This window comes from Acidovorax sp. GW821-FHT09A11 (genome assembly GCF_059418365.1).
Genome location: NZ_JBWKPS010000010.1, coordinates 72258 through 88117, shown reverse-complemented (window position 1 = coordinate 88117; position 15860 = coordinate 72258). Strand labels below are relative to the sequence as shown.

14 protein-coding genes are annotated in these 15860 nt (G+C 67.8%); 7 read left to right on the top strand and 7 right to left on the bottom strand.

Going from position 1 to position 15860, the window contains the following annotated elements; translation table 11 throughout:
- Positions 1-91: 91 nt before the first annotated feature.
- On the top strand, positions 92-2143 hold the full coding sequence (locus AC07PV_RS21115; protein WP_494631271.1) for an EAL domain-containing protein: 2052 nt from the start codon (positions 92-94) through the stop codon (positions 2141-2143).
- Here AC07PV_RS21115 and AC07PV_RS21110 read toward each other — a convergent pair.
- On the bottom strand, positions 2082-3425 hold the full coding sequence (locus AC07PV_RS21110) for an AI-2E family transporter (protein WP_494631231.1): 1344 nt from the start codon (positions 3423-3425) through the stop codon (positions 2082-2084). The two genes, AC07PV_RS21115 and AC07PV_RS21110, sit on opposite strands and share 62 nt — an antisense overlap.
- A 165-nt stretch (positions 3426-3590) precedes the next feature.
- A complete protein-coding gene (locus AC07PV_RS21105) occupies positions 3591-4826 on the bottom strand; it encodes a spherulation-specific family 4 protein (protein ID WP_218341677.1) in 1236 nt (411 codons plus the stop codon).
- Positions 4827-4968: 142 nt separating this feature from the next.
- Between AC07PV_RS21105 and AC07PV_RS21100 the strand changes: the two genes are divergently transcribed.
- Together AC07PV_RS21100 and AC07PV_RS21095 are read left to right on the top strand one after the other, a co-directional pair.
- A complete protein-coding gene (locus AC07PV_RS21100; protein WP_228899943.1) occupies positions 4969-5706 on the top strand; it encodes a hypothetical protein in 738 nt (245 codons plus the stop codon).
- Positions 5703-6299: a FlgO family outer membrane protein gene (locus AC07PV_RS21095; protein ID WP_494631230.1), complete on the top strand. Its 597-nt coding sequence runs from the start codon at positions 5703-5705 to the stop codon at positions 6297-6299. The genes AC07PV_RS21100 and AC07PV_RS21095 overlap by 4 nt, the downstream gene beginning before the upstream one ends.
- A 260-nt stretch (positions 6300-6559) precedes the next feature.
- On the opposite strand, the gene flhC is transcribed toward AC07PV_RS21095, so the two are convergent.
- The 5 genes from flhC to AC07PV_RS21070 all read right to left on the bottom strand — a co-directional run bounded on the left by flhC (position 6560) and on the right by AC07PV_RS21070 (position 11004).
- On the bottom strand, positions 6560-7117 hold the full coding sequence (gene flhC / locus AC07PV_RS21090; RefSeq protein ID WP_218293757.1) for a flagellar transcriptional regulator FlhC: 558 nt from the start codon (positions 7115-7117) through the stop codon (positions 6560-6562).
- A 57-nt stretch (positions 7118-7174) separates the two neighbouring features.
- A complete protein-coding gene (gene flhD / locus AC07PV_RS21085) occupies positions 7175-7501 on the bottom strand; it encodes a flagellar transcriptional regulator FlhD (protein WP_008902803.1) in 327 nt (108 codons plus the stop codon).
- 319 nt (positions 7502-7820) lie between these two features.
- Positions 7821-8720: a sulfurtransferase gene (locus tag AC07PV_RS21080; protein ID WP_494631229.1), complete on the bottom strand. Its 900-nt coding sequence runs from the start codon at positions 8718-8720 to the stop codon at positions 7821-7823.
- A 77-nt stretch (positions 8721-8797) separates the two neighbouring features.
- Positions 8798-9709 carry a DMT family transporter gene (locus AC07PV_RS21075; RefSeq protein ID WP_218293761.1) on the bottom strand — a complete coding sequence of 304 codons (912 nt, stop codon included), beginning with the start codon at positions 9707-9709 and terminating at the stop codon, positions 8798-8800.
- A gap of 140 nt (positions 9710-9849) precedes the next feature.
- Positions 9850-11004 (bottom strand): aromatic ring-hydroxylating oxygenase subunit alpha, encoded by a 1155-nt coding sequence (locus AC07PV_RS21070; protein WP_218293762.1) that lies wholly within the window; start codon positions 11002-11004, stop codon positions 9850-9852.
- A 309-nt stretch (positions 11005-11313) separates the two neighbouring features.
- Here AC07PV_RS21070 and xseB point away from each other — a divergent pair, with 309 nt between their 5' ends.
- From xseB to AC07PV_RS21050, 4 genes are all read left to right on the top strand, one after another.
- Complete coding sequence (xseB, locus tag AC07PV_RS21065) at positions 11314-11556, top strand: exodeoxyribonuclease VII small subunit (RefSeq protein WP_218293763.1); 243 nt, start codon at positions 11314-11316, stop codon at positions 11554-11556.
- Complete coding sequence (locus tag AC07PV_RS21060; RefSeq protein ID WP_494631270.1) at positions 11553-12491, top strand: polyprenyl synthetase family protein; 939 nt, start codon at positions 11553-11555, stop codon at positions 12489-12491. Before xseB ends, AC07PV_RS21060 begins: the two co-directional genes overlap by 4 nt.
- 98 nt (positions 12492-12589) lie before the next feature.
- A complete protein-coding gene (gene dxs, locus AC07PV_RS21055) occupies positions 12590-14470 on the top strand; it encodes a 1-deoxy-D-xylulose-5-phosphate synthase (RefSeq protein WP_218341673.1) in 1881 nt (626 codons plus the stop codon).
- Between the two features lie 283 nt (positions 14471-14753).
- Positions 14754-15836 (top strand): TRAP transporter substrate-binding protein, encoded by a 1083-nt coding sequence (locus AC07PV_RS21050; RefSeq protein WP_218293766.1) that lies wholly within the window; start codon positions 14754-14756, stop codon positions 15834-15836.
- The last annotated feature ends 24 nt before the right edge of the window (positions 15837-15860 follow it).

Genomic DNA, 15860 nt, shown 5'->3' with positions numbered 1-15860 from the left:
TCAGGGTGGGAGGCATGGCTTGGGCATTGATCTTGCGTTCTGGCGGCTGTTACTGTCCCGGCGGCTGGAGGCCGTGGCGAGGGCCGACGCGATGCGTGCCATTCGCGAAGGGCTGCTCTGGGTCCTGCCGTGCCTGATGGTGTCGGCCGTCCTGCTGGTGCTGTCGGTGCTGGCGCGCATGCTGGGCCTGCCGGCCTCCGTGGCCGACTTGCTGGCGGACCTGCACGGGGAGATCAGCCGCATCCTGCCGCTGCTGATCACCGCCTCCATCGGCTACATGCTGGCCATCCGCCACCGGTTGCCACGCTTGCCGGTGGCCTTTCTGTGTTTCGTCCATGCCGCGCTCGCCGCCTACCTGCTGCGCGGTCATCCGCGGGCGGCGGCCACGCTGGTGCTGTTCATCGCGATTGCCGCCCCGCTTGTCACCGTGCCGCTGATGGCCTGGCTGATGCGGGTGCGCGGGCTGCGGGTCGCGCGCATGGCCCAGGTCAGCGAGAACGTGGAGGACGCCATGAACATGGTGGTTCCCGGCATCGCCACCACCGCGCTGCTGGTGGTCGTTCTGGCCTTGCTGCAGCAGTGGGAGGGGCTGGTGCACTGGCGCCTGCCCATCGATGTGGCCAACCCCGATCAGTCCTATCTCAACGCCGTATTGCTCACGGGCCTGAATTCGCTGCTGTGGTTTTTTGGCATCCATGGCTACCACGCGCTGCAGCCGCTGTTCCAGTCCCTGGACCAGGCCGTGGGCTGGAACGCCCAGGCCCTGTTGGCCGATCAGGTGCCGCAGCATCCCCTGAACGCGGGCCTGCTGGGGGCATTTGCCTTCATCGGCGGCTCAGGCGGAACCTTGTCGCTGGTGCTGGCCGTGCTGTGGCGCGCCCGCAGCCCCGGCCTGCGCCTGCTCGCGCTGGCGAGCCTGCCGATGGCGATGCTGAACGTGAACGAGCTGCTGCTCTTCGGCATCCCGCTGATCCTGAACCTGCGCATGCTGCTGCCGTTCCTGGCCGTCCCCGCCCTCAATGCCTGCCTGGCGCTGGCGGCCGTGCAGGCGGGCTGGGTGGCCGTGGCCAGCATGCCCATGCCGCTCAATGCGCCGGTCGTCTTCAATGCCTATGTCAGCACCCAGGGCGACTGGGGCGCGGTGGCCCTGCAGCTGGCGCTGGTGCTGCTCGGCGCCTGCCTGTATGGGCCTGCGGTGCGCTCGCTGGAGCGCCACAACGAAACCACCGTGCACCTGCCCGGGCTGGACACCACCTTCACCCGCCTGCAGGAGGAGGGCAGCCTCTATGCGCGCGATCCCGTGGTGGTCGCGCAACAAGGCCAGGCACGCCGCGAGGAACTGCTGGCCCAGGTGCGCCGCATGGGGGACTACGAATTCTTCCTGGAGTACCAGCCCCAGGTGTCGCTGCGCACCGGCCGGTGCACGGGCTGCGAGGCCTTGCTGCGGGCCCGCGATTCCCGGGGCCGCGTCCAGCCTCCCGGGGCGTTCCTGGCCTGGCTGTCCGAGGCGGGCCTGATGAAGGACGTGGACCTGTGGGTGGCGGCTGCGGCGCTGCGGCAGTACCGGCGCTGGCGCAACGCGGGCTTCGAGCTGCCCATTTCCATCAACATCACGGGCCCCACGCTCATGTCGCAGGAGCACTGCATCCGTCTGGTGGACTTGATCGCGCCAGCGGCCGGCTGCATCAGCATCGAGCTGACCGAGGATGCCCTGGCCGCGGATGTCTTCGGAATGCGCAACGCCATCGCCCGTGTGCACGCGGTGGGCGCGAAGGTCTCCATCGACGATTTTGGCACCGGCTACTCATCCCTGAGCTACCTGCATGCCTTCGAGGTCGATACGATCAAGATCGACCGCAGCTTCGTGCTCGCCAGCGCGCAGGCGCAGGGAGGGCGGGTGCTGGAAGGCCTGCTCAACTTCTGCCAGGGGCTGGGCTGCGGCATCGTGGTGGAAGGGGTCGAGACCGCCGAGCAGCTGCAACGGCTGCCCCGGACCATGGACCTGGAGGTGCAGGGCTGGTATTTCAGCCGGGCGGTGCCTGCAGACGAGCTTCCCGCGTTCGTGCAGCAGCGCCTGGACCTCAGTCCCCCAGCAACTCCCCCACCGCCTTCAGATCCTCCACCCGGTCGCACACCGCCTTGACGGCCATCATCACCGGGATGCCCAGCAGCAGGCCCCACAGGCCCCACAGCCAGCCCCAGGCCAGCACGCTGACGAACACGGCCACGGGGCTCATGCTGCTGGTGCGGCTGGTGAGCCAGGGCGTGAGCAGGTTGCCCACCAGGGTATGGATGACCAGCGACGCGCCGCCGATGGCCAGCGCCATGTCCAGGGTGCCGAACTGCAGGAAGGCCACCAGGGCCGATGCGCCGGTGACCAGGGCCGAGCCGATGTAGGGCGCGAGGTTGAGCACCCCGGCCACCACGCCCCACACGGCCGCGTTCTCCAGGCCCAGGGCCCAGTAGGCCAGGCCCGTGGCCACGCCCACCAGGGCGCTGGTGAGCACCTGCACCAGCAGGTAGCGCTGGATCTGGTTGGTGATGTCTTCCAGCACGTGGATGGTGACCTTGCGCCGTTCCAGGCTGGTGCCCGCGATGCGCAGCAGCTTGTTGCGAAACAGGTTGCCGGAGGCCAGCGCGAAGAAGGTGAGGAAGACCACCACGGTGAGCTGGCCCAGGGCCGACATCAGCCCCATGGTGCCGCTCCACAGGTAGTCGCGGATGTTGAACGGAGGGCGTTCCACCACCACGCGCTGCACGCCCCGCCGGGTGGGGCTGGCGGCGCTGTTTTCGTTGGCGGCCTGCTCGATCTGCGTGGCGGCCTTCTGCACGGTGTCGAGCGGGCTGCTGGTGCCTGCGCGCGCCTTGATGCTGTCGCGCACCTTCTTGGCGGCCACGGGCAGCGAGTCGACGAGCTGCGCGGCCCCGTCGCTCAGCGACCAGGCGGCGCTCGCCAGCCCGAAGACGATGGCGATGAGCAGCACGCCCGCGCCCAGCCAGCGCGGCACGTGGCAGCGCCGCAGGAGCTCGACGGCGGGCCGCAGCGCCGTGGTGAGCAGCAGGCTGAGCATGATGGGGATGAACACGGCGCTGGCCCAGTGCAGCAGCGCCACGCCGGCAAACAGGGCCAGCAGCGCGAGCGAGAGGTTGCGCACGTCCACGGGCATGTGGAGCATGAGCGGGCCGGTGAGGGGTGCGGTGGCTGCGGGCGCGCCGCTTGGCAGCTGCGCAGGCGGTGGGGGGCTGTCTTGGGTTGACCTGGCTTTGGCGGGTGGGGCCGCTTCGGCCACTTGGGCCACTGGTGCGGGGCCGTCCGCCGCAGGCGCGTGGGGGGGCAAGGTCGGGGCTGCGTCAGCGGCGGGGCTGTCTGGCTGTGGCGGCTCGGCAGCGGGTGCGGGCGGGGATGCAGGGGTGGGCTCGGTCATCATGCGCGGATTGTGATGGGACTCGGGCCTGCTGGGTTGTAGGTCGGGCTGACATGCAGCGTGTCGGCGGCGGGATGCTGCGGTTCGCACGCTCTGGCAGGTGGTTTGCCCGGCGACCCGCCAGCGGTGCCTGTGTGGCAGGGTTCGGCGCCCTGCCCGGTGGCATCAGCACAGCGGCAGCGGGCGCTTCTTGTTGAGTGCATCCACCGTGCCCAGCAGCTGCTGCCAGTAGGTGGGCAGTGACGACCACGAGGCGCCGATGGCCAGGTTGGTGGCATAGACCATGCCGGTGTTCAGGCGGGGCCGGTGGGCGTGCTTCACGGCGGCCTGCATGTCGGTGCAGGTGCTGGCGGTGTGAACCAGCATGGCCTGGGCGGTGTTGTCCTTGGCGTAGACCCAGGTGCTGGCGGGCTGGGGGTCTGTGGCCTGGTAGGCGGCGGCATTGCCTGCGTAGGTGACCAACGTGTCGGCCACACCCGCATAGGCCGCTACGGGGTAGGTGCCTGGGTTGCCGATCACGGTGGGCGCGTTGGGCGGCGTGGCGCCTTTGCTCATGCCCGAGGCCCGGGCCTTGGCGTAGTTGTAGACGTCCTGAAAGTACGCCAGCCGTGCGCTGTCGGTGGCCATGCCGTCCAGGAAGAAGCCGTCGAGCTGGTCGGGGTAGAGGCGGATGTAGTTGTCGATGGTGGCCTTCACGTCGGCCACCGAGCGCGACCCGCCGCTGCCCGAGGTGGCCACGTAGGCGACGACTTTGTTGGTAGTGCCCGCCACGGCCTTGAAGTCTTTGATGGCCGTAAGCAGGTCGTCGTCAACCTCGGAGTCCGCAGTCAGCACGCCGTCGCTGGCGCTGGCCACGGCGGTGATCTGCACGTCCGGGTAGCTGGCTGCGCCGCTGGTGAGGGTGGCCCAGGGCGACGAGGTGCCGCTGGCGCTGAAATACGCGGGCACCAGCACCTGCAGGTTTTTGTGGGTGGGGCGCACGTAGTACGTGAGGCTGTCGCCCGCCGTGTTGGCGCTGCTGGTGGCCGTGGCGCTGACCTGGAAGGTGGCGCTGGGCGGCAGGCTGCTCACGGTGAGCGTGGTGCTGGCCACGCTGGCCACGGTGGTGGGCGCCACGGGGGAGAAGGTGGCGGCTGCGGAGGGGCTGACAGTAAAGGTGACCACCGTGCCGTTGGGGGCTGCGCCGCCGTTGACGGTAACGTCGGCCGCCAGCGGCTCGGATGCGCCGGGTTCGAGCACGTTCTCGGCGGGCTGCACGAAATGCAGCGTGACGGGCGCGCTCGCGGGCGGCGGCGGGGCGGCCGTGTTGTTGTCCTTGTCCGTGGCGCCGCCGCAGCCCGCCAGAGCCGCAGTGAGGGCCATCAAGGACGCGAGGCGGTGGGTGCGGGTTGTGGTGAGCATGGTCGTGACGGAGTGTTGGTATGAATGGGCTGATTGTGAAGGTTCGTGCGGGCGGCTCCAAGGGCTGAAACGGCCGCTTTGACCGGGAAAAACGGCCTTGTTGCGCCGATTGCAGCAGGCGGGCGCCAGTACCATGGCCCACATGCCATCCTTCCTTCACCGCATTCCGGCCGCCGCAGCAGCCTTGCTGTGCGCAGCGCTGCTGGTCGGCTGCGGCACGCTGGACGTGCCGCGTGCCGACAACTATCCCGCCACAGGCCAGAAGAAAGCCCGTGCCGTGCACCACTGGGATGTGCTGGCGGGCGATGTGGCCGGGCGCGTGGCCGAAAAGATCGCATCCTGGCCCGAGGGCGAATACCCGTTGTACGTCACGGTGGCGGACAACTCCAGTTTCAACCAGAGCTTTCTCAAGCTGCTCAAGGTGCACCTGCTGAACCGGGGCGTGGCGGTGTCCACGGTGCCCACGGCGGTGGAGCTGGAGGTGCAGACGCAACTGGTGCAGCACGGGTCTGGCTCGCCGCGCGGCCTGCCCGTGCCCATGGCCGGCACCATCATCGGCACTGGCGTGGGCGTGTGGCGCGACTGGGCGGTGCACTATTCCGACCGCACCCTGTTGCCGGGTGTGGCCACGGCCCTGGGCGTGGGGGCGGGGGTGGCGCTGGACATGGCCCAGCTCTACACCCAGGGCGCCGCTGCGGGCGGCCCCACGCGCACGGAGGTGCTGATCACGTCCACGCTCAAATCGCGCGACCGGTACCTGGCCGGCACGGCCGATCTGTACTACATCGAGGGGGCCGACGCGGTGCTGTATCAGCCCGAGCGGCCGCCCGCGCCTGCACCGATGACGCCCGTCAAGACCTGGCGGGTGGTGGCGCCATGAAGGGGCTGTGGACGCCGCAACAAGCTCCCCGGGGCGCACGCGCCGCCAGCTGGTGGGCGGCCGCCGCTTTTGCGCTGGCGGGCCTGCAAGGCTGCGCGACCACCAACCCCATGCACAGCTACTACTACGGCGACCGGGCGGGCGGAGTATCGCGCAGCAACCTCATCGAGCTGAATGAACGCGCCACCGATGCGCTGCTGCAGACCGCACCGCTGGACGCCAACCAGCCCGTGCTGGTGGCCACGCTGGTCAGTGTGGACCGGCTCACCGAATCGTCGCGGCTGGGCCGCATCTTCTCCGAGCAGATCGCGGGCCGCATGGTGCACCGGGGCCTGAAGGTGACCGAGGTGAAACTGCGCGAGAACCTGCTGCTGCAGCGCGACCAGGGCGAGCTGCTGCTGTCGCGCGAGGTGCGCGAGGTGAGCCAGGCCCAGGACGCGCAGGCGGTGGTGGTGGGCACGTACGCGGTGTCCACGTCGGTGGTGTACATCAGCCTCAAGCTGGTGAACCCAGTGGGCAACACCGTGGTGGCGGCGCACAACTATGCGGTGCCCATGGATGAAAACGTGCGGGCGCTGCTGGCCGGGAGGTAGCAGGGCGCTCGCAGGCCTCAGCCGGATTTGATATTAATTTGATAGCTGCTCGCGCTTGTTTTATAAGCGCAAAGTGCCAATTTGACTTGGATTCTTGAACGCTCGACCCGACCGGGCGAGCCTTACGAACTGGCGCTGCCTTCCCCCTGCCAGGGATGCCAAGCAAGGGCCGCCCCGCAGCGAGGGCATCGTCCCCTTTCCCGAATCGCGTAGCGATTCGAGAGAAGGGGGAGGCGGCAAAGCCGCTCAGGGGGATGTACTTAATGCAGCATCAGTGCACCGGCCGTCTTGCTCTTGCCAGCGCGGGCGGGTGGGTTGCACAGGCCGCAGGTGAAATGGCGGTTCTCGTACAGCTCGGTCACGAACTGGCCGCTGCACTGGGCGCACTTGGTGCGGGTGAGCATGCCGGCATCCACGAATTTCACCAGACGCCAGGCGCGGGTGAACGACAGCAGGGGTTCGATCTCGGCCGTGGCCACCTGTTCGTTGTACAGGCGGTAGGCCTTGGTCAGCAGCTCCACCGAATCCAGGTCCACGCCCTTGGACAGGTATTCGTAGATGTTCAAAAACAGCGAGCTGTGGATGTTCTCCTGCCAGGTCAGGAACCAGTCGGTGGAGAAGGGCAGCTGGCCCTTCGATGGCGACTTGCCCGCGATTTCCTTGTACAGGCGGATCAGGCGCTCGTACGACAGCGTGGTTTCCGACTCCAGCACCTGCATGCGGGCGCCCATCTGGATCAGCATGGCGGCGCGTTCGATCTGCTTGGATTCGTTCAGAACGCTCTTGGCTGGGGCTTTGGCGGCGGTGGTGGAGGACATGGCGGGCTTTCGGCGAGAGAGATGGAGGGCGTTCGGTGCAAAGGTCTGGCGGTGGGCTCAGAGCACTTCGGACACGCGGCTGGCCATCAGGATGTTGGCGTGCAGCGTGTTGGTGGCCTCGTTGCCCACCTTCTTGGCCGAGTGGTTGGTGAGCAGGCTCCACACCAGGTTGTCGTCCACGCGGAAGCTGCAAAGAAGCGTGTTTCTGGAGGCCAGTTTCATCACTTGCGCCGCCGACAGCGATGCGAGAATATCGGCAGACTCCTCGTTCATGCCCAAGCGGAACACGGCCTCTGCCTTGTCCTGGCGAATCAGGGTCTGGGCCAGCATCAGGTAAGTGAGGTTGGCTTCGCGGATTTCAGCGAGGAGTTGTTCGTTGGTCATGGCGGCTTCCTTTGTTCCAGTTCCGGGTCTTGCGTGGTGGCCTGCTGTTTGCAGGTTTTCGCGATCCGTTGAAATGGATTGTGAAACCGCCCCAATCAAAAATTAAGTCGGGGTTTGGCTGTGCCGCGTGTCTGGTTCTGCGGTGGGCTGCGTAGGAATTTGCCCTACACGCACATCAGGTGCAGGCTGGCATTTCAGGCGGTGGTCGCTGCTGTGGCAGTGGGCCCAGGCTGCCCACTTCTGTTCATGGTTTTGATAGCACCCTCAAAACCATCTTTTTTGCACTTTTACAACCTGCGCTGCGGTGCTGGACGCTGGATCAGCCTTTTTCGACCGGGCGCGTGGGGTCTGAACACCACTCGCTCCAGCTGCCAGCAAACAATGCTGTCGGGCCGAGGCCGGCTATCTCCATGCCCAGCAGATTGGGCACGGCGCTCACGCCGCTGCCGCACTGGTGCACCACGGTGGCGGGGTCACGGCCGCCTAGCAGCGCTTCAAATTCAGAGCGCAGCACGTCAGCAGGCTTGAAGCGGCCATCCGCGCCGATGTTTTCGGCAAATGGGCGGTTCAGCGCGCCTGGAATGTGGCCGGCCACGGGGTCCAGCGGCTCCACCTCGCCCCGGTAGCGGGCACCTGCACGGGCGTCGATCACGGTCTGGCCGGGCTGCCGCAGCCGGGTCAGCACGTCGGCGGCCGTGGCCAGCCGGCGCAGGGGTTCGCCCAGCTGGAAGTTGGACTGAAAGCGCGCGGGTTCCTCGCCGCTGGCCACCGGGCCGCCCGCGGCCTGCCAGGCCTGCAGGCCGCCATCGAGGACGGCCGCGGCATCGTGGCCCGCCCACTTGAGCATCCACCACAGCCGGCCGCAGTAGTTGGCACCCTGGCGGTCGTACACGACGGCCTGCATGTTGTTGGCGAAGCCCACGCTGGACAGCCACATGGCAAACCGTTCGCGGCTGGGCAGCGGGTGGCGGCCGCCGGACGCGGGCAGGTCGGCTTCCTGCGCGGTGAGCGTGCCGCCGGCGCCGGGCGCGCCGTGCCTGGCGCTCAGGTCGTTGTTGAGGTCGGCGTACACGGCGCCGGAAAGGTGGGCCTGCGCGTACTGCTGGGCGCCCGCGCTGGGATGCATCAGGTCGAAGCTGCAGTCGAACACCATCAGCGGCGCGCCGCTGGCGGCCAGGGCTTGCAGTTCGGGGGCGGAGATGAGGGTCGTGTAGGTCATGGGGTGCGGTCCGGTGCGAAGGGAAAGACGGGCTCCATTGTGTCCAGTTGGAAAGCCGATGGCATGCCCACTTCGTATCAATGTTCTTCGGCCGGCGCACCGGGCGCGGCGCGGGCCCGCAGGATGGTGGCCACGATGCCGCTGCCCACGATGAGGGCCATGCCGATCCAGCCGATGGGCGGAATCTTGTCGCCAAACAGCAGCACGCTGTAGACGGCGGCGAACACGATCCCCGAATACTGCAGATTGGCCACCACCAGCGTGCCGCGCTGGGTCTTGGCGCTGGCGTAGGCCTTGGTCATGCACAGCTGGCCGCCCGCGGCCAGCACGCCGATGGGCAGCAGCCACAGCGCCTGCCAGCCCGGCCAGGCCGAGGTGCCGGTGAACAGCATGGCCACGCCGCCCGCCACCGCCGAGCCGACGGCGAAGTAGAAGACGGTGCGCGACTCGGGCTCGCCCAAGCGCGACAGCGCCACCACCTGCATATAGGCAAACGCAGCCGTCAGGCCCGACATCAGCCCGATCAGGCCGGCAAAGGCCTGGTTCTGGTCCAGGCTGGGGCGCAGCATCAGCACCACGCCCACAAAACCGACCAGCACGGTGAGCACCAGCGGGCCTTGCAGGGCCGGGCGCGGGGTGGCTGGCGAGGGGCGCCAGGCCAGCAGCGTGCCCCCGATCAGGAAGGCGGCGATCCACACGCTGCTCATGTAGTTGAGCGTCATGGCCGTGGCCAGGGGCAGGTGGGCAATGGCGAAGAACCAGGCTCCGAGCGAGGTCACGCCCACCAGGCTGCGCCAGGCGTGCATGCCGGGGTATTGCGTCGCCAGCGTCACCTTTTGCGAGCGCGCCAGCAGCCACAGGATGAACATGCCGATCAGGCCCCGGTAGCACACCAGCTCGGCCGAGTTGAAAAAGTCCGACGCGATCTTGACGCACACGCCCATGCTGGCAAACAGGAACGCGGCCAACACCATCCAGAGGGCTTGCATCGGGTTGTGGTCTCTCGAGGCGCGCCGTGGGGCGCAGAAATGAAAATAGCTGCCAGCGCTTATTTTTTAAGCACTGGCAGCTATTGTAATGAGAGCAGACCATGGTGGGCCTGCGGATTGGCGGGGTTTTGCCGCCGTATTCAGCGTTTTGGCGTTGCCGGGTCGATGGTGTCCGAGCCCATCGCCTCGCGGTACCACTCGTGGAAGTGCTGCATGCCGTCTTCCATGGGGCTTTGGTAAGGGCCCACTTCGTTGTCGCCACGGGCCAGCAGGGCCTTGCGGCCGGCGTCCATGCGTTCGCCGATCTCGTCGTCCTCGATGCAGGTCTCCATGTAGGCGGCCTTCTGCGCCTCGACGAATTCGCGCTCGAAGGCGGCGATCTCCTCGGGGTAGTAGAACTCCACCATGTTCAGCGTCTTGGTGGGGCTGACGGGGTGCAGCGTGGACACGGTGAGCACATGCGGGTACCACTCCACCATGATGTGGGGGTACAGCGTGAGCCAGATGGCTCCGTGCTTGGGCGGCTTGCCCTCCCGGAAGGCGAGCAGGGCCTCATGCCAGCGCTCGTACACGGGGCTGCCGGCCTTGCCCAGGCGGTTGGCCACGCCCACGGTCTGCACCGAGTAGTTCTTGCCGAACTCCCAGCGCAGGTCCTCGCAGGTCACGAAGCTGCCCAGGCCCGGGTGGAAGGGCCCCACGTGGTAGTCCTCCAGATAGACCTCGATGAAGGTCTTCCAGTTGTAGTTGCACTCGTGCAGCTCCACGTGGTCGAGCACGTAGCCCTCGAAGTCCAGGTCGGCGCGCGGGCCCATCTGGGCGAGGTCGGCGGCCACGTCGTAGCCGTTGTCCTCGAACAGCAGGCCGTTCCACTCGCGCAGCTTGTAGTTGTTCAGGTTCAGGCAGGGGTCGTTCGCGAAGTGCGGGGCGCCCAGCAGCTCGCCCTGGGGGCTGTAGGTCCAGCGGTGCAGGGGGCACACGATGTTGCCGCCCGCGCTGCCCTTTTGCTGGGTGTGCAGCGAGCCCTTGCCCTTGAGCATGACGGCCTGGCGGTGGCGGCAGACGTTGGAGACGAGCTCGACCCCGCCCTGGGCGTTGCGCACCAGGGCGCGGCCCTCGCCCTCCTGGGGCAGTGCGTAGTAGTCGCCGACGTTCGGCACGGACAGTTGATGCCCCACATAGCGGGGCCCGCGCTGGAAGATGGACTCCAGCTCGCGCTGGAACAGCGCATCGTCAAAGTAGCTTGAAACTGGTAGTTGGCTTGCGGCCTGCTGCAGTTGAAGACTTAAATCAGACATGGGTGACCTGACCTAAAGACTCCCCACAGGGAGGTGCGCCTGGGCGCATCTGGAAAAAAGAAACCGGCTCAGGAGATGAGCCGGCTCGACGGGAATGGGATTATAGGCGGTGGGGTTATTCCCGCATCCCACTTACGTGTATTGAAACCCCTGTTCCGGCCATCTGCTCACGGCGCGCCGCGGCCCTGTGGCGGGCCGGACACAGGCTTCTGGCGCCGGGGGCGGAGCGCGCCGGGGGGCGTCCCGCGCCGCGCCGCGGTGGTGCGCCTAAAATGACCGGTTTTTCACCCGCGCACCGTCGCCCCCTCCATGCCCAAGGCTCCCGCAACTCCCGCGCCCCCCGCCGAACCCGCTAGCTACGAAGCGGCGCTGGAAGAGCTGGAGCAACTCGTGGCCCGCATTGAATCGGGCCAGCTGCCGCTGGACCAGATGCTGGCCGGCTACCAGCGCGGTGCGGCGCTGCTGGCGTTCTGCCGCCAGCGGCTCGATGCCGTGCAGGACCAGATCAAGGTGCTGGACGAAGGACAGCTGCAACCATGGAACCAGGAATGAGCGCGGTGCCGATGGCGTGTGCGAGCCGACCCCTTGACATGAATCTCTGGAGCCAGAACCACCTGGCACGCGTGGAGCAGGCCCTCTCGCAGTGGGTGGGCCACGGCGCGCCCGCCGGGCTGGGCGATGCCATGCGCTACGCCGTGCTCGACGGCGGCAAGCGCCTGCGGCCCCTGCTGGTGCTGGCGGCCTATGAGGCGGTGTGCAGCGGTGCCTCCGCCTCCGCGGTGTTCGACGACGCGGCGCTGCGCGCGGCCTGCGCGGTGGAGCTGATCCACGCCTACTCGCTGGTGCACGATGACATGCCCTGCATGGACAACGACGTGCTGCGCCGGGGCAAGCCCACGGTGCACGTGCAGTTTGGCGAGGCCCAGGCGCTGCTGGCGGGCGACGCCCTGCAGGCCTTTGCGTTCGAATTGCTGACGCCGGACAACACCCTCATCCCCGCGGCCACCCAGGCCGCGCTGTGCCGGCTGCTGGCCTGCGCTGCGGGGTCGGCCGGCATGGCGGGTGGGCAGGCGATCGACCTGGCCAGCGTGGGGGTTGCGCTCACGCAGGACCAGCTGCGGCAGATGCACCGCCTCAAGACGGGCGCGCTGCTGCAGGGCAGCGTGCTCATGGGCGCGGTGTGCGGCCATGCGGTGGGCGCGGCGTACCAGGCGCTGTCCGACTATGGCGCCGCCATGGGCCTTGCGTTCCAGGTGATCGACGACATCCTGGACGTGGTGGCCGATTCGGCCACGCTGGGCAAGACGGCGGGCAAGGACGCGGCGGCCGACAAGCCCACCTATGTCTCGCTGCTTGGGCTGGAGCCCGCGCGGGCCCATGCCGACGAACTCCTGGGCGAGGCGCATGCGGCGCTGGCCCGCAGCGGCCTGCCCGATACCCGCGCACTGGCGGCCCTGGCGGACATGGTGGTGCGCCGCTCGCACTGAGCAGGGCCCGGGCCGTGCCGCGTCGCGATGAAGAAACATACCAAACTGGCCACTGGCGCTTATCGGTAAAGCGCTGGAAGCTATAAAAAGAATAGTAAATGTCCACGACGTCCTTTCCCCTGCTGCAGAACATCAATGACCCGGCAGACCTGCGCAAGCTCTCGCGCGCAGACCTCAAGGCGCTGGCCACCGAACTGCGCGAGTTCGTGCTGCAGAGCGTCTCCCAGACCGGCGGCCACCTCAGCTCCAACCTGGGCACGGTGGAGCTGACCGTGGCGCTGCACCACGTCTTCAACACCCCCGAAGACCGCCTCGTGTGGGACGTGGGCCACCAGACTTACCCCCACAAGATCCTGACCGGCCGGCGCGACCGCATGCATACGCTGCGCCAGCTGGGCGGCATCTCGGGGTTTCCGCAGCGGGCGGAGAGCGTGTATGACACCTTCGGAACGGCGCACTCGAGCACCAGCATCTCGGCGGCACTGGGCATGGCGCTGGCCGCCAAGCGCAAGGGAGAAGACCGGCATGCGGTGGCCATCATCGGCGACGGCGCGATGAGCGCCGGCATGGCCTTCGAGGCGCTCAACAACGGCGGCGTGGCCGACGCCAACCTGCTTGTCGTGCTCAACGACAACGACATGAGCATCAGCCCGCCCGTCGGTGCGCTCAACCGCTACCTGGCCCAGCTCATGAGCGGCCAGTTCTACGCCGCCGCCAAGAACGTGGGCAAGACCGTGCTGCGCCCCGTGCCGCCCTTGCTGGAGCTGGCCAAGCGCTTCGAGCAGCAGGCCAAGGGCATGGTGGTGCCCGCCACGCTGTTCGAGAAGTTCGGCTTCAACTACATCGGTCCCATCGACGGCCACGACCTCGATTCGCTGATCCCCACGCTCGAGAACATCAAGAGCCTCAAGGGCCCGCAGTTCCTGCACGTGGTCACCAAGAAGGGCCAGGGCTACAAGCTGGCCGAGGCCGACCCCGTGGCCTACCACGGCCCCGGCAAGTTCGACCCGGCCGTGGGCCTGGTCAAGAGCAGCGCCGCGCCGAAGCCCACCTTCACCCAGGTGTTCGGCCAGTGGCTGTGCGACATGGCCGCGCACGACGGGCGCCTGGTGGGCATCACGCCCGCCATGCGCGAAGGCTCGGGCATGGTCGAGTTTGAAAAGCGCTTTCCGGACCGCTACTACGACGTGGGCATCGCCGAGCAGCACGCCGTGACGTTCGCCGCCGGCATGGCCTGCGAGGGCGTCAAGCCCGTGGTGGCGATCTACTCCACCTTCCTGCAGCGCGGCTACGACCAGCTGATCCACGACGTGGCGCTGCAGAACCTGCCCGTGGTGTTCGCGCTCGACCGTGCCGGGCTGGTGGGCGCGGACGGCGCCACGCATGCCGGGGCGTATGACATCCCGTTTGTGCGCTGCATCCCGAACATGAGCATGGCCTGCCCGGCCGACGAGCGCGAATGCCGCCAGTTGCTGAGCAGCGCCTTCGAGCAGGACCACCCCGTGGCCGTGCGCTACCCGCGCGGCAGCGGCGCGGGCGTGGCGCCGCTGGCGGGCCTGGACAGCCTGCCCTTTGGCAAGGGCGAGATCCGCCGCGAGCGCCAGGGCACCCGTGCCGGTGCCCCGCGCATCGCCATCCTGTCGTTTGGCACGCTGCTGTACCCCGCGCTCGAAGCGGCCGAGGCGCTGGACGCCACGGTGGTCAACATGCGCTGGGCCAAGCCCGTCGACGAGGCGCTGCTGCGTGAAGTGGCCGAGCGCCACGATGCGCTGGTCACGCTGGAAGAAGGCGCGATCATGGGCGGCGCGGGCAGCGCCGTGACCGAAGCGCTCAACGCCATGGGCATCGTGCGCCCGGTGCTGCAGCTGGGCCTGCCGGACGTGTTCATCGAGCACGGCGATCCGGCCAGGCTCCTGGCATTGCAGGGGCTCGACGCGGCGGGAATCCGCAACGCGATAGAGAAGCGGTTCCCGGGCTAGGGCGAACGGCCGCGCTGCGCGGACTGGCTTCGCCGGCGGCCGCATGCCGTGGGTGGATGCGCAGGCCGCGCCCTCTGCTTTTTTCCGGGACAGGGTGGGGCGCTGACGGCGGGGCCGCCAGCCGGTGCCGCGCATGGCCTTGCGTGCCCGGGAAAACCTAGAGGGCCAGCCGCGGACCCTCCTCCTACAATTGCGACAAAAGGCAACAGTGCCCGTCCCTCGCCAGCGCCGCAATGGCGCCATGCGCCCGCGCCTGCCAACACCCCTCTTGGAGACAAGTTCTATGGATCGCCGCTCTCTCGTCAGACACGCAGGTATCGCAGGGGTCCTGGCCACCGGCGTGGCGCCCGCGGTGTTTGCGCAGGCATCCATCCGGTGGCGCCTGGCCTCCAGTTTCCCCAAGTCGCTGGACACCATCTATGGCGGCGCGGAGGTGTTCGCCAAGGCCGTGAAAGTGATGACGAACGGCCGCTTCGAGATCTCCGTGCACGCGGGGGGCGAACTCGTGCCGGCATTTGGCGTGGTGGACGCCGTGCAGGGCGGCGCGGTCGAGATGTGCCATACCGTGCCGTATTACTTCTACGGCAAGAGCCCCGCCTTCGCGCTGGGCTCGGCCATCCCCTTCGGCTTCAACGCGCGCCAGATGAGTGCCTGGATGCTCCATGGCAATGGGCGCAAGCTCATGGACGAGTTCTACGCCGGCTTCAGCATGGTCAGTTTCGCGGGGGGAAACACCGGCACGCAGATGGGCGGGTGGTACTTGCGCGAGATCAAGAGCCCGAGCGACTTCAAGGGCATGAAGATGCGCCTGGGCGGCGGTCTGGTGGGTGAAGTGATGTCCCGGCTGGGCGCCATTCCGCAGAGCATTCCGGGGGGCGAGATCTACCAGGCCCTGCAAAAGGGCACCATCGACGCCGCCGAATGGGTGGGGCCGTATGACGACCAGAAGCTGGGGTTCAACAAGGTGGCGCCCTTTTACTATTACCCCGGCTGGTGGGAGGGCGGGCCCGAGGTGGATTTCTTCATCCACAAGAAGGCGTTCGACGGCCTCTCGGCCGACAACAAGCTCATCGTGGAGGCAGCCGCCGCCATTGCGCACGCGGACATGCTGGCCAAGTACGACGCGCTGAACCCCACCGCGCTCAAGCAGCTGGTGGCCGCCAAGACCAAGGTGCTGCCGTTCTCGCAAAGTGTCATGGATGCGGCCTTCAAGGCGTCCATGGAGGTCTTTGCGCACAACGATTCCAAAAGCCCCGAGTGGAAGAAGATCTACGGGGACATGCGCAACTTCCAGCGCGACCAGATCCTCTGGTTCCGCTTTGCCGAAGCGCGCTACGACACCTTCATGTCGGCGCAGAAGATCTGACGCCGCTTCCAGGCGATGCGGCCC